The sequence below is a fragment of the Streptomyces sp. NPDC001135 genome, from assembly GCF_053598395.1.
Map to the genome: position 1 here is coordinate 13,388 of NZ_JBSFKD010000059.1, position 19,862 is coordinate 33,249.

The window sequence follows — 19,862 nt, forward strand, 5'->3', positions numbered from 1 at the left end:
ACGCCGACGGCCCCGGACGTGGCCGTGGTCATCGACGTCATGCGCGCGTTCACCGTGGCCGCCTGGGCCTTCCGGCGCGGTGCCGAGCGGATCGTCTTCGCCGGCACGCAGCAGGAGGCCCTGGACCTGAAGGCCCGTCACCCGGGCTGGCTCGCCTTCCAGGACGGCGCGCCGGTGCCCGGGTTCGACCTGGCCAACTCCCCCGCCCGGCTGCGCTCGCTGGACGTGCGGGGCCGTACGGTCGTGCAGAAGACCACCGCCGGGACGTCCGGGGCGCTGGCCGTGGCGGAGGCGGGGCTGCTGCTGTGCGCGAGCTTCGTGCTGGCCGGTGCGACCGCGGAGGTGCTGCGGCGGGCCCGGCCGGAGACGGTGACCTTCGTCGTCACCGGGGACGGCGGCCGGGCGGAGGAGGATCGCGCGTGCGCCGGGTACATCGCGGACCGCGTCCGCACGGCCGACGCCGACCCGGCCCCCTATCTGGAACGGGCCCGGCGTTCCGAGGCCACCGCCCGGCTCGCGGACGGCGTGCGGCGGGGCTGGGCCGGTGTCCACCCCGAGGACGTGGGGATGTGCCTGGAGGCGGACGCCTTCCCGTTCGCCATGGCGGCCGCCCGGGTGGACGGCCGTCTGGTGCTGCGTCCGGTGGACGCCCGCGGCGGGGAGCCGGGCCACACCGGGCCGGCGCGCCCGGCGGTCTGAGTCAGCCCGCGTCCGCGTGGCGGGCGCTGCCCGCCATCAGGGTGCCCAGCAGCACCGCGAGGGCCGCGAGCGCGGCCACCGCTGCCGCGGTGCCGGCGAGCCACGGTGGGGCCAGGGTCGCGTCCCAGGGCCGGGACGGGCCGGGCACACCGGGCCATCCGCCGAGCAGCTGTCCGGCGGCGAGCGCCGCCGTGACACCGAGCGCGGCGGTCGCCGTGACGAGCCGGGCCTGCGGCGACCGGGCGGGCAGCGCGAGGGCCAGCAGGACGCACAGGACCGAGGCGATGACGGTGGCCGGGACGACGACACCGTGGGACGGTCCGGGCCAGGAGCGCGGGGCGTGGGCCACCCCGCACAGCAGGACCAGCAGCGCGGCGCCGCGGGCACCCCACGGGGGAGCCACGGACCTGCGGGCGTCCTGGCCCCGGCCCCCCGCCGGGCGAAGAGGCACCGGCCGGCCGTTGGCGGGCCTGCCCTCCGCCGGCCGTACCTTCCCCGCCCCGCCCCTCCCGCCGGTGGCCGCCGCGACCGTGTCGTCGGCCGCCGCCACGGGTTCCGTGACCACGGGTTCACCGGAAGCGGGTCCGTCGGAAGCGGGTTCGGCGGAAGCGGGTCCGGGGGACGCGAGGGCGGCGGGATCGGAGTACGGCGACTCGTGCAACGGCGTCTCACGCGGCGAGGTGGCGGGCAGCCCCGGCAGCACGGCATGGGGCAACGGAGTCTTGGGCGGCGCGGTCTCGGGCAGCGAGGTGCCGGGCAGCGGGGACCCAGGAAGCCCGGCATGGGGCAGCACGGTCTCGGGCGGCGCGGCATGGGGCAACGGGGTCTCGGGCGGCACGGTCTGCGGCAGCGCGGTCTCGGGCGGCACAGTCCGGGGCAACGGGGTCTCGGGCGGCGGGGTCTCGAACAGGACGGTCTCGTGGCCGGGGCGGTCCGCGGCCAGCCGGGCGATCAGCCCGGCGAGTTCCTCCACGGGCCGGTTGGCGGCCGCGGCCCGCAGCGCGGCCTGCCCGCAGTGGGGTTCGACGGATGCCCGGTGCAGCAGCTGCACCAGCCGGGCGACCTCGTCCAGGGGCCGGCGTTCGGCGGCGGCGCGGATCATCTCGTCGGCACTGTCGGTGTCCCGCGGCGACTCGGCCAGGAGGGCCACCAGGCGGGCGAGGTCCTCCACGGACCGGTCGACCCCGATCGCGCGCAGTGCGTCCGCCGTGGCCCGGGGGTGCTCGGGCGAGTTCTCCAGCAGCGTGATGAGCCGGACGACGTCCTCGAGCGGGCGGTCGGCGACGGCCGCGCGGACCAGGCCCTGCAACGGGTCGTCGTCCGGAGGATCCCCCTGGCACGGGGCGTCGTCGCACGGGGTACCGGCGGGCGCGGTGCCGGCGGACAGCGCGCGAGGGTCGTCGGGTGGACTCCCGTCGGGGGTTTCGGGGGTTTCGGGGATCGGTTCCGGGGGCGTCGCCGGCCACGTCAGGAGCTGGGGGGACGGGGTGAGGACCGGCGCTGAGGATATGAGGGCGCCGTCGGGACGGGGGGACGGAGAGCGGGTCGTCATCTCGGCTCCAGTCGCAGGGTCCGGGCGCGGCTGCGCCCCGCGCACGGCCGCGGCATTACGCAGTCCATTACTAGGAGCGGGCCGGTGGGCCCGCCACTCCGGTGGGGCACTGGTGTGAGACGGCCCGGTGGGTGCGGCCCTCCCCCGGTTCCCGCTCCCTCCCAGGTGCGTCGCATGGTCCTCCGGGCGCATTCTTGCTGTGTCATCCACCCGAAGGCGCACGGGACGAGGCAGGGGCGATGGCTGGGAGCGGTGGCGAGCAGGTGGTCCGCACACGGACCCGGCTGGCCGCGCTGCTGGCCGAGGCCTCCACCGGCGCGCTCGGCGCGGCCGGCGGCCGGGTGGCGGGCGTCTATCTGCGGTCCGGCACCCCCGGTCTGCTGCGCCTCGCGGTGCTCGCCGGGCTGCCCGGCCCGCTGTTCCGGCCCTGGTGGCGGCTGCACGTCGGCCGCCCCTTCCCGGTCGCCGACGCCTATCGCCTCGGCATACAGGTGGTGCTGCCGAACGCCGCCGAGACGGTGCGCCGGTATCCGCAGTTCGCCGCGGGTCTGCCGTTCCCCTTCGGGTCGGTGCACGTCCCGGTGCCGGGCGGGAGCGAGCCGCTCGGGGTGCTCACGGTGCTGCGCCCGGCGGTCGCGGACACGGCGGACGAGTCACTGGACGGCGAGTTGCTCGCCCGGCTGGCCGAAGGACTGGGGGCCGAGCTGCTCGCACTCGCCGACGGGGATGCCGGCGCGGTCGTCTGGGAGGGTGAGCCGCTGTGCGTACGGCCGCCCGTGAGGCTGCCCGCGCAGGCGGTCGTGGCGCGCTTCGACTGGGACCCCGAGAGCTGCGCGGTACACGCGGACGAGCGGTTGAACGGCCTCCTGGGCCTGCGCACCGGTGACGTCGTGCGGAGTGACGAGGCACTCGCGGATGCCGTGGCCCCGCACGACGCGCACCGGGTCCTGGCCGCGCTGCGCGACACCGCCGCCGGGAAGCCACCCGCCGCGCCGCTGTGCCTGCGGGGGCGGGACGGCACACCGCGACTGCTGCACCTGTGGCCGGCCGCCGGTCAGGGGGCTGCGGAGCGGGTCGGCGGGATCGTGTTCGAGCCCGGTCCCGCCGCCTCCGCGGAGGGCGCGGCCGATCTGCTGCCGCAGGGCGTGTTCTGCCTGGACCGGGTGGGTCTGGTCGTGTACGCCAACCAGGCCGCGGCCCGGCTCGCCGGACGGGACCGCGCGTGGCTGCTCGGGCGGCCGCTGTGGGAGGCGATGCCGTGGCTGGCCGGTCCGCCGTACGACGACCATCTGCGCGGCGCCCTGCTGTCCCCGGAGCCGGTGCACTTCCATGTGCACCGGCCGGCCGGCGACCGCGACGAGCCGGGGACGGGCGACTGGCTCGCGGTGTCGGTGCATCCCGGTGAAGACCTGCTGACCTGCACGCTCGTCCCGGCCAGCCGCATGGGCACACCGGTCGAACCGGTCGTCCAGGAGCATGTCCCGGAGGACACCGCGACGGCCGACCACTCGATGGCCCCGCTGTACCGGCCGATCGCCCTGGCCATCGCGCTGACGGACGCGGTGACCGCCCAGCAGGTGTCGGCCGTGGTGATGCAGGAGCTGCTGCCCGCGTTCGGCGGTCGTCGCCTCGCCATCTACCTGCTGCAGGAGCGGCATCTGTACCTGGCCTGGGAGACCGGCTTCCCGCAGGGGTTCCTGGCCCCGTTCGAGGGAATCGGCCTGGACGCGCGCGTGCCGGGTGTGGAGACCCTCACCACGGGCCGGCCGCTGTTCTTCGAGTCGATGCAGCAGATCGCGGCCACCTACCCGGGCATCCCGCTGGACGCCGACGAGGGGGCCCGCGCCTTCCTGCCGCTGATCGCGTCCGGCCGGCCGGTCGGCTCCTGCATCCTCGGTTTCGAAAGACAGCGCAGCTTCAGCACCGAGGAGCGCACGGTCCTCACCGCGCTCGCCGGGCTGATCGCGCACGCCATGGAGCGGGCGCAGCGCTACGACAGTGAGGCGGCCCTCGCCCGCGGCCTGCAGCAGGCCCTGCTGCCCCGCCGGCTGTCGGCGCATCCGCAGGTGGAGACCGCGGGCCGGTATCTGCCCGGTACGCAGGGCATGGACGTGGGCGGCGACTGGTACGACGTGGTCGAGGCCGGTGACGGGCTCGCGCTGGTGATCGGTGATGTGCAGGGGCACGGGGTGCAGGCGGCGGCCACGATGGGGCAGCTGCGCAGCGCGGTGCGCGCGTTCGCGCTGGGCGACCGGCCGCCCGACGAGGTGATGAGCGGCACCAACCATCTGCTGATCGACCTCGATCCCGGTCAGTTCGCCAGCTGCTGCTATCTGCGGCTGGACCCCGCCACCGGCCGGGTCAGGGTCGCCCGGGCGGGGCATCCGCCGCCGCTGCTGCGCCCGCCCAGCGGGCCGACCCGGGTGCTGGACATCCCGGGCGGTGTCGTCCTCGGTGTGGACCCGCGGGCCCGGTACCCGGTGACCGAGCTGGTGCTGGAGCCGGACGCGATCCTCGCCCTGTACACGGACGGGCTGGTGGAGCGGCCGGGCGAGGACATCGACGACGGCATCACGGCGCTGCGGCTGGCGCTGAACAGGGCCGGGGCCGCGGCCGGACGGCGGGGCGGGAGGTCCCTGGCCGGGGTCGCCGACCGGCTCACGGCCACCGCCCGGCATGCCACCGACCGCCCCGACGACGTGGCGCTGCTGCTCGCCGCCCGCCGTTCGGCCCCCCTGCGTCGCCAGTGACCGGATCGCGTCGCGCCGATCGGCGGGCGCCGGCACGGGACGCAGTCTCGCCTGACGGGGCCGGGCAGTGTAGACATGGGCACATGGTGCGACTGCCCGGTAGGCCAGCGACTCGGCCGCCCCGTCCTTTCGGGCACCCGCGCGCAGTGCAGGGCCCGGGGCCCGACGGCCCGGGTGACGACGGCGGCCGGCCCGGGGTGCTGCGGTCGGCGGTGACCGGGCGCAGCGTCGCCGGGCAGGTCTTCGTCCTCCAGGTGGTGATCGTGCTGCTTCTGGTCGTCTCGGCGGTGGTGGCGCAGGTGCTGCAGGTGCGGCACGACACCGATCAGGAGGCGCAGAACCGGTCGCTCGCCGTTGCCCAGACGTTCGCGCACGCGCCCGGCACGGCAGCCGCGCTGCGCTCGCCCGATCCCACGGCCGTGCTGCAGCCGCGCGCGGAGGCGGCGCGCAAGGCGAGCGGCGTGGACTTCGTCGTCGTGATGAACACCGAGGGCATCCGCTACACGCATCCCAAGCCGGACCGGATCGGCAAGAAGTTCGTCGGCACCATCGCCCCGGCGCTGGCCGGGGGCACGGTCACCGAGCACGTCAACGGCACGATAGGCCCGCTGGTGCAGGTCGTGGTGCCGGTGAAGGACGCGGGCGGCAAGGTGGTGGGCCTGGTGTCGGCCGGGGTCACCACCGCGCACGTGGGCGGGGCCGCCGCCCAGCAGCTTCCCCTGCTGCTCGCGGCGGCAGCGGCGGCGCTCGCGCTGGCCACCGCGGGCACGGCCCTGGTCAGCAGACGGCTGCTGCGCCAGACGCACGGCCTGGGACCGTACGAGATGACGCGGATGTACGAGCACCATGACGCGGTGCTCCACGCGGTCCGTGAAGGTGTGCTGATCGTCGGCGGCGACGGCCGGCTGCTGCTCGCGAACGACGAGGCGCACCGGCTGCTGGACCTGCCGCAGGACGCCGAGCGGCGCAGCGTGCTGGAGCTGGGCCTGGACGGTGAGACGGCGGCGCTGCTGGCCTCGGGCCGGGTGGCCACGGACGAGGTGCACCTGGTCAAGGACCGGTTGCTGGCCATCAACCAGCGCCCCACCGACCTGCGCGGCGGCCCGGCCGGGAGTGTCACCACGCTGCGCGACTCCACCGAGCTGCGCGCGCTGTCCGGCCGTGCGGAGGTGGCGCGGGAACGGCTGAACATGCTGTACGACGCCGGGGTGGGCATCGGCACCAGCCTGGATGTGGGCCGTACCGCCGAGGAGCTGGCCGAGCTGGCGGTGCCCCGGTTCGCGGACTTCGCCACCGTCGATCTGTTCGACGCGGTGCTGCACGGTGAGGAGCCGAGGCCGGGCACGGCGCTGCGCCGTGCGGCCTGTGCCGGGATCCGCAAGGACGAACCCCTGTACCCGGTAGGCGAGCGGATCCGGTTCGTGGCCACCTCGCCGCAGGCGCGCAGCCTGACCACCGGGCAGTCGGTGCTGGTGCCCCGGCTGCGCGAGGCGCCCGGCTGGCGCGCGCAGGACCTGGAGCGCACCGACCAGGTCCTGGCGTACGGGATCCACTCGCTGATCGCCGTGCCGCTCCGGGCGGGCAGTCTGGTGCTGGGCGTGGCGAACTTCTGGCGGGCGCAGAAGCCGCAGCCGTTCGACGCCGAGGAGCTGGCCCTCGCCGAGGAGCTGGTCGCGCGGGCGGCCGTGTCCATCGACAACGCCCGCCGGTACACGCGCGAGCACAGCATGGCGGTCACCCTGCAGCGCAGTCTGCTGCCGCGCAGCCTGCCCGAGCAGGGGGCGCTGGAGATCGCGTATCGCTATCTGCCGGCGCAGGCCGGGGTGGGCGGCGACTGGTTCGACGTGCTGCCGCTGTCCGGTGCGCGGGTCGCGCTGGTGGTGGGGGACGTGGTGGGGCACGGGCTGCACGCGGCGGCCACGATGGGGCGGCTGCGTACGGCGGTGCACAACTTCTCGGCGCTGGACCTGCCGCCCGACGAACTCCTCGGGCTGCTGGACGAGCTGGTCGGCCGGATCGACCAGGACGAGACCGCCGCGGACGGCGCCGCGGCGATCACCGGCGCGACCTGTCTGTACGCGGTCTACGACCCGGTCGGGCGGGTCTGCACCCTGGCCCGGGCCGGCCATCCGCCGCCCGCGCTGGTGCACCCCGACGGCCGGGTGGAGTTCCCCGAGGTGCCCGCGGGGCCGCCGCTGGGGCTGGGCGGGCTGCCGTTCGAGACGGCCGAGCTGGAGCTGGCCGAGGGCAGCCGGCTGGTGTTGTACACCGACGGGCTGGTGGAGGACCGCGAGCGGGACATCGACGTGGGTCTCGATCTGCTGAGCGGTGCCCTGCGCGACACTCCGGGTGCCTCCCCGGAGGAGACCTGCCGGGCCGTGCTGGGCCGGCTGCCGGCCCGGCCGAGCGACGACGTCGCGCTGATCGTCGCCCGTACGCGGGTGCTGGGTGCCGACCGGGTCGCCGAGTGGCAGGTGCCGTCGGATCCGGCGGCGGTGTCGGAGATCCGGTCGTCGGTGACCGGGCGGCTCGCGGAGTGGGGCCTGACGGAGCTGGACTTCACGACGGAGCTGATCCTGAGCGAGCTGGTCACCAACGCCATCCGCTACGCGCGCGGCCCGATCGGTGTGCGGCTGCTGCGGGACCGGACGCTGATCTGCGAGGTCTCCGACCGCAGCACGACCTCACCGCATCTGCGGTACGCGGCGAGCACCGACGAGGGGGGCCGGGGCCTGTTCCTGGTCGCGCAGCTCGCGGACCGCTGGGGCACCCGGTACACCTCGAACGGCAAGATCATCTGGGCGGAGCAGCCCCTGCCCTGACCCTGCCGCGGGCCCCGCTCTCTGCAGGTCCGGGAGCCCGGGAACGGTGAGGGTCCGGTGGGCGACGGCGCGCGGGGCGCGCGTCGCTCCGCCGGACCCGTGCCCAGTTCCCGGTTCGCCTGAGCGGAGGAGGCGGTCAGGCGCTCAACCGCGAGCGCAGCAGCTGCTTCCCCATCTCGGCGCCCTTGCGGCTGTCGGCCTGTGCCTTGTGGAACAGGTCCACGAGCTCGTTGTCATGCTCGCGTTCGGCGTCCTGGATGTACGTCTCCAGGCGCAGAGCGTTGTCCAGGCACGCCTCGACGTACCAGATCAGGTCGTAGTTCTTGTCGCGCGTGCCGGTGACGCCACCGGTCTCGCTGGTGCTGGTCATCGGGCCTCCCTCCTTCTGCGGACCCTGTGTGGATGTAGTCCTTGGCAGGCACCGGGTACCCGGGCGACCTGCCGGTACACAGCCGAGTCACCCCAGGGCGCGGTCGAGGTTGAACGCGGCGCTGATCAGGGACAGATGGGTGAACGCCTGCGGGAAGTTGCCCTGTTGCTCGCCGGTGCGGCCGATCTCCTCCGCGTACAGGCCGAGGTGGTTGGCGTAGGTGAGCATCTTCTCGAAGGCGAGCCGGGCCTCGTCGAGCCGGCCGGCCCGCACCAGTGCCTCGACGTACCAGAAGGAACAGATGGAGAAGGTGCCCTCGTCGCCGCGCAGTCCGTCGGGGCTGGCCTGGGGGTCGTAGCGGTAGACGAGGGAGTCGGAGACCAGGTCCTCGGTCAGGGCGTCCAGGGTGGACAGCCACTTGGGGTCGGTGGGGGCGACGAACTTGGCGAGCGGCATCATCAGCAGGGAGGCGTCCAGGACGTCGCCGCCCTCGTACTGCACGAAGGCGCCGCGCCGCGCGGACCAGCCGCGGTCCATGATCCGCCGGTAGATCGTGTCGCGGGCCTGCCGCCAGCGGGGCAGCTCGGCGGGCAGTCCGCGCCGGTTGGCGAGCCGGATGGCCCGCTCGATCGCGACCCAGCACATCAGCCGTGAGTACAGGAAGTTCCTGCGGCCGCCGCGGGTCTCCCAGACGCCCTCGTCGGGCTGGTCCCAGTGGTCGCACACCCAGTCGACCAGGTGGCACACGTCGTCCCACTGGCCGCTGGAGATCGGCTGGGCCCACTTGTCGTACAGGTAGATCGAGTCGATCAGGGCGCCGTAGATGTCCAGCTGGAGCTGGTCGGCGGCGGCGTTGCCGACCCGGACCGGGGCGGAGCCGAGGTGGCCCTCCAGATGCGGGAGCACGCGTTCGGGCAGGTCGGAGCGGCCGTCGATGCCGTACATGATCTGCAGCGGGGCGGAGCCGTCACCGTCGACCGGGGTGATGTGGGTGGTGAGGAACCGCATGAACGCCTCGGCCTCGCCGGCGAAGCCGAGCCTCAGCAGCGCGTAGACGGCGAAGGCGGCGTCGCGCACCCAGACGTACCGGTAGTCCCAGTTGCGCTCACCGCCGAGCTGCTCGGGCAGGCTGGTGGTGGGGGCGGCGACGATGGCGCCGGTGGGGGCGTAGGTGAGCAGCTTCAGGGTGAGCGCGGAGCGGTGCACCATCTCGCGCCAGCGGCCCCGGTAGCGGGACTGGTGCAGCCAGCGGCGCCAGTAGGCGACCGTGGCGTTGAACTCGTGCTCGGCCTCGGCGTGGGCGCAGCCGCGGGGGGCCACCGCGGCGCCGAGCTGGTCGAGCGCGAACACCGCGGTCTCGCCCTCGGTGAGCTTGAAGTCGGCGCGCGCGTCCCGGGCGTCGCACTCCAGGACGACCGTGGAAGTGAGGGCCAGGGACCGCTCGGCGGACTCGAAGACGACGGTGCCGGCGACGGTGTTCAGGGTGTGCGGGACGGCGCCGTAGCCGAAACGGGGGGCGACCAGCACCCGGAAGGGCACGGTGCCGCGGACGCAGACCACGCGCCGGATCAGCCGGTGCCGCCGGGCCTCGCCCGCGCCGGCCGCGTCGTCCGAGGTCACCGGCATGAAGTCCTGTACCTCGCCGACGCCGTCCTCGGTGAAGAACCGGGTGATCAGTACGTTGGTGTCGGGGAAGTAGAACTGCTTGGTACGCGCGGGTACGGCGGCGGCCAGCTCGAAGCAGCCGCCGCGCTCGGCGTCCAGGATCGCCGCGAAGACGCTGGGGGCGTCGAAGGCCGGACAGCAGTACCAGTCGATCGTGCCGTTCGTGCCGACCAGGGCGACGCTGCGCAGGTCGCCGATGAGTCCGTGCTCGGCGATCGGCAGATAGCGCGGGCCGGGACGGGCGTCCTCGGGAAACGGGGTCTCGGCCATCTGTGGCCTCCCGGTGAGTGGTGCGAGATGTTTTCCAGCTTAGGAGCGAGTGCTCCGCGGCGGGGTGGGAAGGCGCTCCTCACCCGCTTCCCGGGCGCCTGAAGATGCAGGGTGCGCGGATGCGGGCAATGGTGAGAGGGTGCCCCGTTCGGCGGCACCGGCACGGATGCGGTCATCCGGACCGAGGAGGAGGCATCATGTCGACATCCACACCTGACGAGTCCCGGTCGCCCGACGACCACTGCACCCCGGACGCCCTGCTCCACTCCGCTCCCTCCCGGGACGTCACCCTGGAGGACCTGGTGATGGCGGCGGGCAGGGACGTCAATCCGAAGAACCTCGCCTGGGCACGCCGCAAGATGGAGAAGGAGGGCCCGACAGCCATCGAGAGGCTGCTGCCGTAGGGCGGTCCGGGGAAGCAGGGGCCACCACCCAACGGGGGCGGAACAGTCCGGAACAGTCCACGTGAAAGGGCGCGGGGAGCTGCGCGGGCAACCACGCACGACCCGCGCCCGCCGGACGGCACCGCGCCCTACGGCGAGGGGGCGCCGGCCATGCACACCACCCGCACGAACCACACCGCGTTGTTGGCGAAACCACCCCGGTTCCACCGCGCGCCGAGCGGCTGGCGCTGACCGCCGGCGGCGCTCGCACGCGCGCCCACCGCGTGCTCGCCGGGCACCGCGGTCCAGTCGTGGTGCCAGGCCCGCCAAGCCCACCGGTGCCCGTCGGGCCCGGGGTCGAGCACGGCCGGCTCCCAGCTCGCGCCGCGATCCGTGCTGACCTCCACCGAGGTCACCGGCGCCTGCCCCGACCAGGCCCGCCCTTCCAGCCGCACGGGTCCCGGCGGCACCACCCGGGTGCGGGACATGAAGTCGGGAATCCCCGGCGGTACGAACAGCGCGCGCGGCGCGATCCGTGTGACCGGCTCGCCCTCCTCGTCGGCGGTGCGCCGGATCCGGTAGGCGACCGACTGCTGGAAGCCCGTGAACGGTACGCCGCTGACGGTGACCGAGCGCAGCCACTTCACGTGGGCCATGCCGTACCAGCCGGGTACGACCAGTCGCAGCGGCCGGCCGTGCTGCGGCGGCAGCGGCGCGCCGTTCATGGCGGTGGCGACCAGGACCTCGGGATCGTCGCCGGCGGCCACGGCGAGGGGCAGAGCGCGCTGGTAGTCCTGTTCGACACCGCGCTCGACCCCGTGGTCGGCGCCGGTGAAGACGACGTCCGCGGCGGTGGGGTCCGCACCCGCCTCGGCGAGCAGCAGTCTGAGCGGTACGCCGGTCCAGTCGGCGGTGCCGACCGCCTCCACCAGCCAGGGCTGGCTGACCGGCCGGGGAGTCAGCAGCGCCCGTCCGTTGCCCGCGCACTCCAGGGTCACCCGGGTGGTGACCTGCGGGAACGACAGCAGGTCGGCGAGGGACAGATCGAGCGGGGTACGCACTCGTCCGTCGACGGTCAGCCGCCAGGCACCGGCGTGCGGTACGTACGGGATGTCGTAGTGCGTGAGGACGTAGTGCAGTCCGGGTGGGGTGATGTCGTAGCGGAGGGCTTCCAGGGGCAGGCCGTGGTTGCGGGTGGCGAGCACGAGTTCGTCGGCGCCGATGCCCTCGTCGGGGTCGGCCAGCCGGGCAGGAGCGCTCAGGTCGCCGGGTCGCTGGCCCATGGCGTCATTGTCCTCCCGGGCGTCCCGTGCGGCGAGGAGAGCGGGTGCCGACGGCAACTCCCTTACGATCGGGGGATTTCGGCGGTGGCGATCCCTTCCGGGGCGGGCCGGAGGCCTGTCAGACTCCCGAGGGTGCCCGACTTCGACTTCGACATGCTCGTCATCGGATCCGGACCCGGCGGTCAGAAGGCCGCCATCGCCGCGGCCAAGCTGGGCCGCCGGGTCGCCGTCGTCGACCGCCCCGACATGCTCGGCGGGGTCTCCCTGCACACCGGAACCATCCCCTCCAAGACCCTGCGCGAGGCGGTGCTGTACCTGACCGGTCTCACCCAGCGCGATCTGTACGGGCAGAGCTACCGGCTGAAGGACGACATCACCGTCGCCGATCTGACCGCGCGCACCCGGCACGTCGTCGCCCGCGAGGTGGACGTCGTCCGCAGCCAGCTCGCCCGCAACCACGTCGCCGTCCACTCCGGAACGGCCCGTTTCGCCGACCCGCACACCATCGCCCTGTCCGAGCCGTCCGGCCGGGAACGGCGCTTGAGCGCCGGGCACATCGTCATCGCCACCGGCACCCGGCCGGCCCGCCCGGACAGCGTCGCGTTCGACGGGCGGACGATCATGGACTCCGACAACGTGCTGTCGCTGGAGCGGGTGCCGCGGTCCATGGTGATCGTCGGCGCGGGTGTCATCGGCATGGAGTACGCCTCGATGTTCGCGGCGCTGGGCAGCAAGGTGACCGTGGTGGAGAAGCGGCCCGGGATGCTGGACCTGTGCGACGTCGAGATCGTGGAGTCGCTCAAGTACCACCTGCGGGACCTGGCCGTCACCTTCCGGTTCGGCGAGACCGTCGCCGGCGTCGAACGCCATCCGCGGGGCACGCTCACCGTGCTGGAGAGCGGCAAGAAGATCCCCGCGGACACGGTGATGTACTCGGCGGGCCGGCAGGGCCTGACCGAGGAACTCGACCTGGACAGGGCGGGGCTGGCGGCGGACGCGCGCGGCCGGATCACGGTGGACGGGAACTACCGCACCGAGGTGCCGCACATCTACGCCGTCGGTGACGTCATCGGCTTCCCCGCGCTCGCCGCGACCTCGATGGAGCAGGGCCGCGCGGCGGCGTACCACGCGTGCGGGGAGCCGGCCGGGCGGATGCACGGGCTGCAGCCGATCGGGATCTACACCATCCCGGAGATCAGTTTCGTCGGGCGGACAGAGGACCAGCTGACCGAGGACCGGGTGCCGTTCGAGGTGGGGGTGGCCCGGTACCGGGAGCTGGCCCGGGGACAGATCATCGGGGACTCGCACGGCGTGCTCAAGCTGCTGGTGTCCCCGGTGGACCGGGCGCTGCTCGGGGTGCACTGCTTCGGTTCCGGTGCGACGGAGTTGATTCACATCGGGCAGTCCGTGATGGGGTGCGGGGGGACCGTGGACTACCTGGTCAACGCGGTGTTCAACTATCCGACGCTGGCGGAGTCGTACAAGGTCGCCGCGCTGGACGCGACGAATCGCCTTCGGCAGATCGACCGACTGGACTAGCGTCGTCGGCATTGCTCATCCGGCGCCGGGGACAGGTCGTCGTGGGCTGGCCGCACAGCTCCCCGCGCCCCTTCGGGGGTCGGACCAGTCCTAGCCGGCCGGGGGGCTCAGGTTTCTTCCTCCACCACGTGCACGGCCGCCTCTTCGGCACCCGCCGCACCCCCGTCGACCCCCACGTCCCTCGCGACCTCCTCCTTGGTGGTGTCCGTGTGCGCGCCCTCGTCCGGGGCGACCAGGCGGCCGGCCCGGGAGCCGCCCGCCTCGGGGTCGACGGGCTCCCCCGCACCGCCCGGCAGGTCACCGATCTCGTCACCGGTTGCCGGCTGGGCGTCCGGCACCTCCTGGGCGAGCCGTTCGTCCAGGGTCTCCCCGGCGTGCTGCTCGGCGGCGGTGGTGCCCCGCTTGGTGACACCGAGGGGGCGTTCGGGCGGGGAGTAGCCCTCGTCGAGGATGTCGTCGTAGGTGCGCTCGCCGACCGCGTCCTGGAGGTCCAGGGGGCCGGCGTCCTCCTGCTCCTCGTTGGTACCGGTGGGCTGGTAGGCGTCGTCGGCCATCGGGGTCTGCTCGGACTGCTGGTCGCTCATGGTGCCTCCTTCGCGGCTCGCGGGCGGTCCTGGGCCCCTCTCGTTCGGATCATCCCGGCGTCACAGGGGCACCGGGCCCTGCTCGGGTCGGCTGGAAGGCACCCCGCCTCACAGCCGGCCTGGTCCGAACGACAGGGCCTGGTCCGCGTATCCCGCAGCCGGGTCGTCAACCCCCTCGGCGCGCGATCGAGCCCGCGTCAGGCGGTGAGCATGCCCCGGCCCAGCCAGTCCTTCGCGTCCTGGACGCCGGGGAGGGCGAAGAAGTAGCCGCCGCCCGTCGGGGAGATGTAGTCGACCAGGGGCTCGTCGATCAGCCGGGTCTGCACGGCCTCGAACTGGCGCTTGACGTCCTGCTGGTAGCAGCAGAACACCAGGCCCATGTCGAGGTTGCCGACGTTGTCCACGCCCCGGTCGTAGTTGTAGCCACGGCGCAGGATGCGGGTGCTGTCGGTCTTGGCGGTGCGCGGATTGGCGAGGCGGATGTGGGAGTCGAGCGGGATCGCGGTGCCGTGCGGGTCCTTGGCGTAGTTGGGCACGTCGGTCTCCTGGGCGCCGTCGAGCGGGGCGCCGGTGTCCTTGCGGCGCCCGAACATCTTCTCCTGCTCGCTGAGCGAGACCCGGTCCCAGAACTCGACCAGCATCCGGATGATCCGGATGACCTGGTAACTGCCGCCACGGGTCCAGGCGGGCTCGCCCTGGCCGTCACCGACCCAGATCAGCTTGTCCGTCTCGCGGGCGGAGGTGACGTCCGGGTTGGCGATGCCGTCCTTGAAGCCGAGCAGGTTGCGCTGGGCACCAGTGGGGCGCGGGGCGTTCTGGAAGCCGTCGATGCGCCACTTGATCTGCATCGCGCCCCGGGTGTGCCGGGCGATGTCGCGCAGCGCGTGCAGCACGGTGTCCTGGCTCTGGGCGCAGATCTGCAGGGAGAGGTCGCCGTGGCACTCGGCCGCGTTCAGGTTGTCGTTCGGGAAGGTCCGCATCGGGGTGAGCCGGGCGGGCCTGGCCTTGGCGAGGCCGTAGCGGTCGTCGAAGAGGGAGGCACCGACACCGACGGTCACGGTGAGGCTGTCCGAGGGGACCTCGGGGCCGAGGATGCCGCTGTCGGAGGGCGGCGCGCCGACGCCCAGGTCGGCGGGGGCGCCGCCGGAGGTGAGGAAGCGGGCCCGCTCGGTGATGGTCCTGAGCAGATCGGTCAGGCCCTTGCGGTCGTCGGCGATGACGTCGAGGGAGAGGAAGGTGGCGGCGGCCGGTGCCGGGGTGATGATCCCGGCCTGGTGGGCGCCGTGGAAGGGAACCCTGGCGCTGCTGTCCGGGTTGGCGGTCCGGGCCTGCGCCGTGCCGCCGCTCTCGCCGAGGGCGAAGCCTCCGCCGGCCAGGACCGCTCCGGCGGCTCCGGCGCCCAGGGCGGTCCGCACGAAGGAACGGCGGGCGGGACCGGCGGGGCAGGTCGGCGTGTCGGCGGTCGGCATCGTCGGGTTCCCTTCGAGGTGCTCGGAGTGCGGGTGCGCGGTGCTCATCAGGCGGACTTCCGGATCTCGAGGAGGTCCGGGACCGGGGCGAGGTCCTCCAGCAGCTGCCCGGTCGCACCGTTCAGGCGCTGCCGGTCGGCCGCGGAGAGCTGGTCGACGGGGGTCCAGCGGGTGCCGTCGTGGGCCGCGTCCAGGAGCTTCTGCACGCGCGCGATGTCCGCGTCGACCGTCGGGAGCACCTGGGGCGCGCGGCTGGTGAGCAGCGGCTTGAGGACGGTGAGCAGTTCGCGGGTGCCGGCGAGGTTGGCGTCGGTGGTGGCGAGGTTGGTGCCGCTGCCCTCGTCGGTGTCGCCGGTCAGCTCGAACTGGAGGGTGTTCTCGAGGATCTCGTGCGCGCGCAGCGGCAGGTCGCCGGGGTCGAAGGCCTGGCTCGGGAAGGCCTTCCGCAGTCCCGCGGCGTCGGCGGCGAGCTGCCGGGCGGGGCCGCGCAGGCCGGCCGCGGACTCCCCGTGCCACAGGCCGTACTCGATCCGCAGGAAGCCGGTGAAGTCCTTGTCCCGCTCGCCGTCCGGGAGTCCGTCGGCGCGGCCGTCGATCTTCTGGTCGTAGTCCTCGAAGGTGCCGTAGGCGGCGCCGAGGGAGGCGTAGGTGCGGTGGGCGGTGAGCCAGTCGGTGCGGGCCTTGTCCAGGTGGTCGTGCTCAATGTCGTCGTCGAGGGTGTGCGTCTGGGCGACGAGGGTGCCCAGGCCCTGCTCGACGTACGCCTTGTACGCCTTCAGGGGGGCGGCGAGGTCCTGCTCGGAGACGGGGACGACCGGCTTGGCCGCGCCGCCGCCGCTCACGGTGACCGGCTTGGAGGTGACCGCCTTGCCACCGGTCGGGACACAGCGCCAGGCGTAGGAGCCGCCGGCGACGGTGGCGACGAGGTCGCGGGTGGTGCCGGGGGCCAGGCCCTCGATCTCGCCGTAGACCGCGTTGGTGGACGGGTCGACCAGGTACACCTCGGAGGTCTTGCCGCCGGTGTTGCGCATCTGGAAGGTCTGCCGGCCCGGCTCGGGCGCGGTGAAGCCCTTGCCGCACTCGGTCTCGGATACGGCGACCGTCTGGTCGCCGGCGGGCTTGGGGCGGGCGAAGGCGACGACGAGCCCGGCGATCACGGCGGGTACGGCCACGACGGCGGCCGGCACCACCCAGCCGGGCCTGCGCCGCTCGGTCCGGGCGGCCTTCGGCTCCCGCCCGGGCTGTTCCTTCGCCTGCTCGGGGGCCGTGGCCCGCACGCCGCGCACGAACAGGGTCATCACGACGGCCAGGTAGGCGACGTAGGCGACCACCTGGAGCCAGGTCATGGTCGGGGTGAGGTTGAAGACGCCCTGGACCAGGGTGCTGTACCAGGAGCCGGCGTCGACGCTGCTCGCGAGGTCGACCGCGTAGGCGGCCCTGCCGGGCAGGACGCCGCCCTCCTGGAGGTCGCGCAGGCCGTAGCCGAGGACGCCGGCCGCGATGACGATCAGGACGGCGCCGGTGGCGGTGAAGAACTTCGTCAGGTTGATCTTCAGCACGCGCCGGTACAGACCCCAGCACAGGCCCGTCGCGAGGACGAGGCCGACGCCGGCGCCGGTCAGCGGTCCGGCCGACTCACCGGCGGCCTGCGCGGTGGTCCACAGGAACAGGGCCGTCTCCAGGCCCTCACGGCCGACCGCGAGGAAGGAGGTGAGGATCAGCACGCCGGAGCCCATGGCGAGGGCGCCGGTCACCTTCTCCTTCAGCTCGCCGGACAGGCTGCGGGCCGAGCGGCGCATCCAGAACACCATGGCGGTGACGAAGGCGACGGCGATCACGCTGAGGGTGCCGCCGAACGCTTCCTGGGCGGTCTGCGGCATGGACGCGGCGGTGAAGGTGAGCACGGCGCCGAAGCTCATCGCCACGGCGACGGCGGCCAGCACACCGGTCCACACCTGGGGCAGCCGGGAGCGTGCCTCGGCTCTCACCAGGGTGGCGACCAGAATGGAGACGATCAGTCCGGCTTCGAGTCCCTCCCTGAGTCCGATCAGGAAACTCGGAAACGCGTCGTCCCACATGCCCTGCTGCCCTCCCTGGCACTTAGTGAAGGCATGCCTTACCTTCGCGGACCATCATGACGACAGCCATGTAGTCGGCCGGTCATAAAGTGGCAATGGGCGGGCAAAGGCCGGGAGCGCCTGCTCCGGACCGTGCATCTGCGCCCTCCAAAAGCGTCTACAAATGTGTAGTCGCATCTTGTCACCCGGTCTGTCGTTGGATCCTCTCGTCGGACCTGTCATTGGATCCGTCGTTGGATCCTGTCGGAGAAAGGGCGTACGGCGATGGCCGCTCCCCCACCCCTGGTGTCCCAGCTCGCGGTCAACGTGCTCGACGCCCATTCCCTGCTCGCCGCCTTCGGCGTACTCGGCGTCGGCGTAGTGCTCTTCGCGGAGACGGGCCTGCTGATCGGGTTCTTCCTGCCCGGAGATTCCCTGCTGTTCACGGCGGGGCTGCTGTGCACGGGAGCGTCCGGCCGGGGGTTGCACCTGTCGCTCGGGCCGCTGCTCGTCGCGGCGGCCGTCGGCGCCCTGGCCGGCTCCCAGTGCGGGTTCCTGCTCGGCCGGAAGGCGGGCGGCGCGCTGCTGGCCCGCAGCCGGTCGGCGAAGCTGCGCGAGGGCGCCCGGCGGGCCGAGGAACTGCTGGGGCGGTACGGCCACGCGAAGGCGATCGTGCTGGCCCGGTTCGTCCCGGTGGTGCGCACGGTGCTGAACCCGATGGCGGGCGCGCTCGGCGTCCCGGCCCGGGCCTTCACCCTCTGGCAGGTGGCGGGCGGGCTCGTCTGGAGCCTCGGCCTGACGCTCGGCGGCTACGCGCTGGGCTCCTCGATCCCGAACGTCGACAAGTACCTGCTGCCGGTGATCGCGCTGATCGTCCTCGTGTCCCTCCTCCCGCTCGCCGCCGAGGTGCTGCGCTCCCGCAAGGCGGCGAAGGTCCGCGGATGAGGTCCGCCCCGCCGACCGCGTAGGTCCGCTGCTCGCGGGGTCGGGGACCGGCCGGGACGGGGCGGGGGCGGGATTCAGGCGGACGGCACGGCGTGCGGTCCGTCCGGGCGGGTGGCGCGCTGGTCGACCGTCTCCCGGCTGAGTTCCTCGGTCTCCGGTTCCGGCAGCCGCTCGAAGCCGTCCGCGGTGATGACGCAGACGACGGGGAAGATACGGCGGTTCAGGTCCGGACCGCCGGTGGCCGAGTCGTCGTCCGCCGCGTCGTACAGCGCCTGGAGCGCGGCGAGGGCGGCCTCGCGGCGGGTGAAACCGGGCCGGTACAGCTTCTTCAGGGCTCCCCGGGCGTACGGGGATCCGGAGCCCTCGGCGTAGAAGTCCTGCTTCTCGTAGAGACCGCCGGCCGCGTCGAAGCCGAAGATGCGGCCGCGTCCGCCCTCGGGCGCCGTGAGGTCGTATCCGGCGAGGAGCGGGACGACGGCGAGGCCCTGCAGGGCCTGGGCGAGGTTCTGCCGGATCATGGCCGCGAGGCGCGTCGCCTTGCCGGCCAGGGTCATCGGGGTGCCCTCGATCTTCTCGAAGTGGGTGAGTTCGGTCTGGTAGAGCCGCACCATGTCGACGGCGAGACCGACGGTGCCGGCGAAGGCGACGGCCGTGAAGTCGTCTGCGGGGTGCACCTTCTCCAGGTCGCGCTGGGCGATGAGGTTGCCCATGGTGGCCCGGCGGTCGCCGGCTATGAGCACGCCGTCGCGGTAGGTGAGGGCGAGCACGGTGGTGCCGTGCGGGAACCGGTCGGGGGCCATGCGCAGGCCCTCGGGCAGCGAGCGCGCGGTGGGCAGCAGCCCGGGTCGGTGCGCGGCCAGGAACTCGGTGAAGGACGACGTCCCCGGCGTGAAGAACGCCTCGCTCGGCAGCCCCGCGGTGTCGCTCCCCGACATGGCTCTCCCCCTCCTGTGGCGGCACGTGACATCCGACTCCTACCTGCGGCGGGTACGCGGGAAACTCCCCGTCCCTCACAGAGCCTTGCGCCGCACCAGCACCCCGAGCACGAACAGCCCCGGCAGCAGCGGTAACCACACGGTCAGCAGCCGGTAGCCGAGCACGGCGGAGGCGGCGGCCACCGTGGGAGCGCCGGCGGCGGTGAGGGCGAGGGCGAGCGCCGCGTCGAGGGAGCCGAGGCCGCCCGGGGTCGGCAGCAGGGCGGCGGCGCTGCTCGCGGCGAGGTACAGCAAGGCCACCTGGAGCGGGGGCAGCGGCAGCGCGACCGCCCGGGTGACGGCGATGAGGACCAGGCAGTGCAGCGCGGCGAAGGCGAGGGAGCCGCCCCACAGGGCCGCGGCTCGCGCGGGGCTGACGTGCAGGGCGCGGATGTCGGTCAGGACGGCCGACAGGGCCCGTCGGCAGCGTCCCCACCAGGGGCTCGCCGGGCGGCTGCACGAGCTGGACAGCAGGAGCACGGTGAAGCAGGCGCTGTGGG

Annotated in this window: 15 protein-coding genes; 6 read left to right on the forward strand and 9 right to left on the reverse strand. The window is 73.6% G+C overall.

Going from position 1 to position 19,862, the window contains the following annotated elements; genetic code table 11:
- Window positions 1–39: 39 nt before the first annotated feature.
- On the forward strand, window positions 40–699 hold the full coding sequence (locus tag ACWC94_RS40740; RefSeq protein ID WP_450802656.1) for a 2-phosphosulfolactate phosphatase: 660 nt from the start codon (window positions 40–42) through the stop codon (window positions 697–699).
- Between the two features lies 1 nt (window position 700).
- Here ACWC94_RS40740 and ACWC94_RS40745 read toward each other — a convergent pair whose 3' ends face one another.
- Window positions 701–2,251: a hypothetical protein gene (locus tag ACWC94_RS40745; RefSeq protein WP_450802630.1), complete on the reverse strand. Its 1,551-nt coding sequence runs from the start codon at window positions 2,249–2,251 to the stop codon at window positions 701–703.
- A 239-nt stretch (window positions 2,252–2,490) separates the two neighbouring features.
- On the opposite strand from ACWC94_RS40745, the gene ACWC94_RS40750 reads away from it, so the two are divergent.
- On the forward strand, window positions 2,491–5,001 hold the full coding sequence (locus ACWC94_RS40750) for a SpoIIE family protein phosphatase (RefSeq protein WP_450802631.1): 2,511 nt from the start codon (window positions 2,491–2,493) through the stop codon (window positions 4,999–5,001).
- Between the two features lie 83 nt (window positions 5,002–5,084).
- On the forward strand, window positions 5,085–7,823 hold the full coding sequence (locus tag ACWC94_RS40755; protein ID WP_450802633.1) for a SpoIIE family protein phosphatase: 2,739 nt from the start codon (window positions 5,085–5,087) through the stop codon (window positions 7,821–7,823).
- Window positions 7,824–7,959: 136 nt separating this feature from the next.
- On the opposite strand, the gene ACWC94_RS40760 is transcribed toward ACWC94_RS40755, so the two are convergent.
- Together ACWC94_RS40760 and ACWC94_RS40765 are read right to left on the reverse strand one after the other, a co-directional pair.
- Window positions 7,960–8,193, reverse strand: coding sequence for a hypothetical protein (locus ACWC94_RS40760; RefSeq protein WP_360081611.1), 234 nt, complete (start codon window positions 8,191–8,193; stop codon window positions 7,960–7,962).
- Window positions 8,194–8,280: 87 nt separating this feature from the next.
- The gene (locus ACWC94_RS40765; RefSeq protein WP_450802635.1) at window positions 8,281–10,128 is read right to left on the reverse strand and encodes a glycoside hydrolase family 15 protein; all 1,848 of its coding nucleotides are present in this window, start codon (window positions 10,126–10,128) and stop codon (window positions 8,281–8,283) included.
- A gap of 197 nt (window positions 10,129–10,325) precedes the next feature.
- Between ACWC94_RS40765 and ACWC94_RS40770 the strand changes: the two genes are divergently transcribed.
- Window positions 10,326–10,532, forward strand: a complete 207-nt coding sequence (locus tag ACWC94_RS40770; RefSeq protein WP_450802637.1) for a hypothetical protein — start codon at window positions 10,326–10,328, stop codon at window positions 10,530–10,532.
- Between the two features lie 128 nt (window positions 10,533–10,660).
- Here ACWC94_RS40770 and ACWC94_RS40775 read toward each other — a convergent pair whose 3' ends face one another.
- A complete protein-coding gene (locus ACWC94_RS40775) occupies window positions 10,661–11,794 on the reverse strand; it encodes a molybdopterin-dependent oxidoreductase (RefSeq protein ID WP_450802639.1) in 1,134 nt (377 codons plus the stop codon).
- 153 nt (window positions 11,795–11,947) lie between these two features.
- Here ACWC94_RS40775 and sthA point away from each other — a divergent pair, with 153 nt between their 5' ends.
- Complete coding sequence (gene sthA, locus ACWC94_RS40780; RefSeq protein ID WP_450802658.1) at window positions 11,948–13,333, forward strand: Si-specific NAD(P)(+) transhydrogenase; 1,386 nt, start codon at window positions 11,948–11,950, stop codon at window positions 13,331–13,333.
- A 107-nt stretch (window positions 13,334–13,440) separates the two neighbouring features.
- Here the strand turns inward: sthA and ACWC94_RS40785 are convergent, their stop codons facing one another.
- The 3 genes from ACWC94_RS40785 to efeU all read right to left on the reverse strand — a co-directional run bounded on the left by ACWC94_RS40785 (window position 13,441) and on the right by efeU (window position 17,464).
- The gene (locus ACWC94_RS40785; RefSeq protein ID WP_450802640.1) at window positions 13,441–13,917 is read right to left on the reverse strand and encodes a DUF5709 domain-containing protein; all 477 of its coding nucleotides are present in this window, start codon (window positions 13,915–13,917) and stop codon (window positions 13,441–13,443) included.
- A 197-nt stretch (window positions 13,918–14,114) separates the two neighbouring features.
- Complete coding sequence (efeB, locus tag ACWC94_RS40790; protein ID WP_450802660.1) at window positions 14,115–15,386, reverse strand: iron uptake transporter deferrochelatase/peroxidase subunit; 1,272 nt, start codon at window positions 15,384–15,386, stop codon at window positions 14,115–14,117.
- A gap of 47 nt (window positions 15,387–15,433) precedes the next feature.
- Window positions 15,434–17,464, reverse strand: a complete 2,031-nt coding sequence (gene efeU, locus ACWC94_RS40795; RefSeq protein WP_450802642.1) for an iron uptake transporter permease EfeU — start codon at window positions 17,462–17,464, stop codon at window positions 15,434–15,436.
- A gap of 264 nt (window positions 17,465–17,728) precedes the next feature.
- Here efeU and ACWC94_RS40800 point away from each other — a divergent pair, with 264 nt between their 5' ends.
- Window positions 17,729–18,388 carry a DedA family protein gene (locus tag ACWC94_RS40800; RefSeq protein ID WP_450802644.1) on the forward strand — a complete coding sequence of 220 codons (660 nt, stop codon included), beginning with the start codon at window positions 17,729–17,731 and terminating at the stop codon, window positions 18,386–18,388.
- 74 nt (window positions 18,389–18,462) lie between these two features.
- On the opposite strand, the gene prcB is transcribed toward ACWC94_RS40800, so the two are convergent.
- Both prcB and ACWC94_RS40810 read right to left on the reverse strand, forming a co-directional pair.
- Window positions 18,463–19,323, reverse strand: coding sequence for a proteasome subunit beta (prcB, locus tag ACWC94_RS40805; protein WP_450802646.1), 861 nt, complete (start codon window positions 19,321–19,323; stop codon window positions 18,463–18,465).
- A 75-nt stretch (window positions 19,324–19,398) separates the two neighbouring features.
- Window positions 19,399–19,862 (reverse strand): lysylphosphatidylglycerol synthase domain-containing protein (locus ACWC94_RS40810; protein ID WP_450802648.1); only part of this gene is annotated, 464 nt, incomplete at its 5' end.

Coding starts and splice junctions, on each gene's coding strand:
- ACWC94_RS40740 (WP_450802656.1), top strand. CDS start 40: ATGCGCGCGTTCACCGTGGCCGCCTGGGCCTTCCGGCGCGGTGCCGAG.
- ACWC94_RS40745 (WP_450802630.1), bottom strand. CDS start 2,251: ATGACGACCCGCTCTCCGTCCCCCCGTCCCGACGGCGCCCTCATATCC.
- ACWC94_RS40750 (WP_450802631.1), top strand. CDS start 2,491: ATGGCTGGGAGCGGTGGCGAGCAGGTGGTCCGCACACGGACCCGGCTG.
- ACWC94_RS40755 (WP_450802633.1), top strand. CDS start 5,085: ATGGTGCGACTGCCCGGTAGGCCAGCGACTCGGCCGCCCCGTCCTTTC.
- ACWC94_RS40760 (WP_360081611.1), bottom strand. CDS start 8,193: ATGACCAGCACCAGCGAGACCGGTGGCGTCACCGGCACGCGCGACAAG.
- ACWC94_RS40765 (WP_450802635.1), bottom strand. CDS start 10,128: ATGGCCGAGACCCCGTTTCCCGAGGACGCCCGTCCCGGCCCGCGCTAT.
- ACWC94_RS40770 (WP_450802637.1), top strand. CDS start 10,326: ATGTCGACATCCACACCTGACGAGTCCCGGTCGCCCGACGACCACTGC.
- ACWC94_RS40775 (WP_450802639.1), bottom strand. CDS start 11,794: ATGGGCCAGCGACCCGGCGACCTGAGCGCTCCTGCCCGGCTGGCCGAC.
- sthA (WP_450802658.1), top strand. CDS start 11,948: ATGCTCGTCATCGGATCCGGACCCGGCGGTCAGAAGGCCGCCATCGCC.
- ACWC94_RS40785 (WP_450802640.1), bottom strand. CDS start 13,917: ATGAGCGACCAGCAGTCCGAGCAGACCCCGATGGCCGACGACGCCTAC.
- efeB (WP_450802660.1), bottom strand. CDS start 15,386: ATGCCGACCGCCGACACGCCGACCTGCCCCGCCGGTCCCGCCCGCCGT.
- efeU (WP_450802642.1), bottom strand. CDS start 17,464: ATGTGGGACGACGCGTTTCCGAGTTTCCTGATCGGACTCAGGGAGGGA.
- ACWC94_RS40800 (WP_450802644.1), top strand. CDS start 17,729: ATGGCCGCTCCCCCACCCCTGGTGTCCCAGCTCGCGGTCAACGTGCTC.
- prcB (WP_450802646.1), bottom strand. CDS start 19,323: ATGTCGGGGAGCGACACCGCGGGGCTGCCGAGCGAGGCGTTCTTCACG.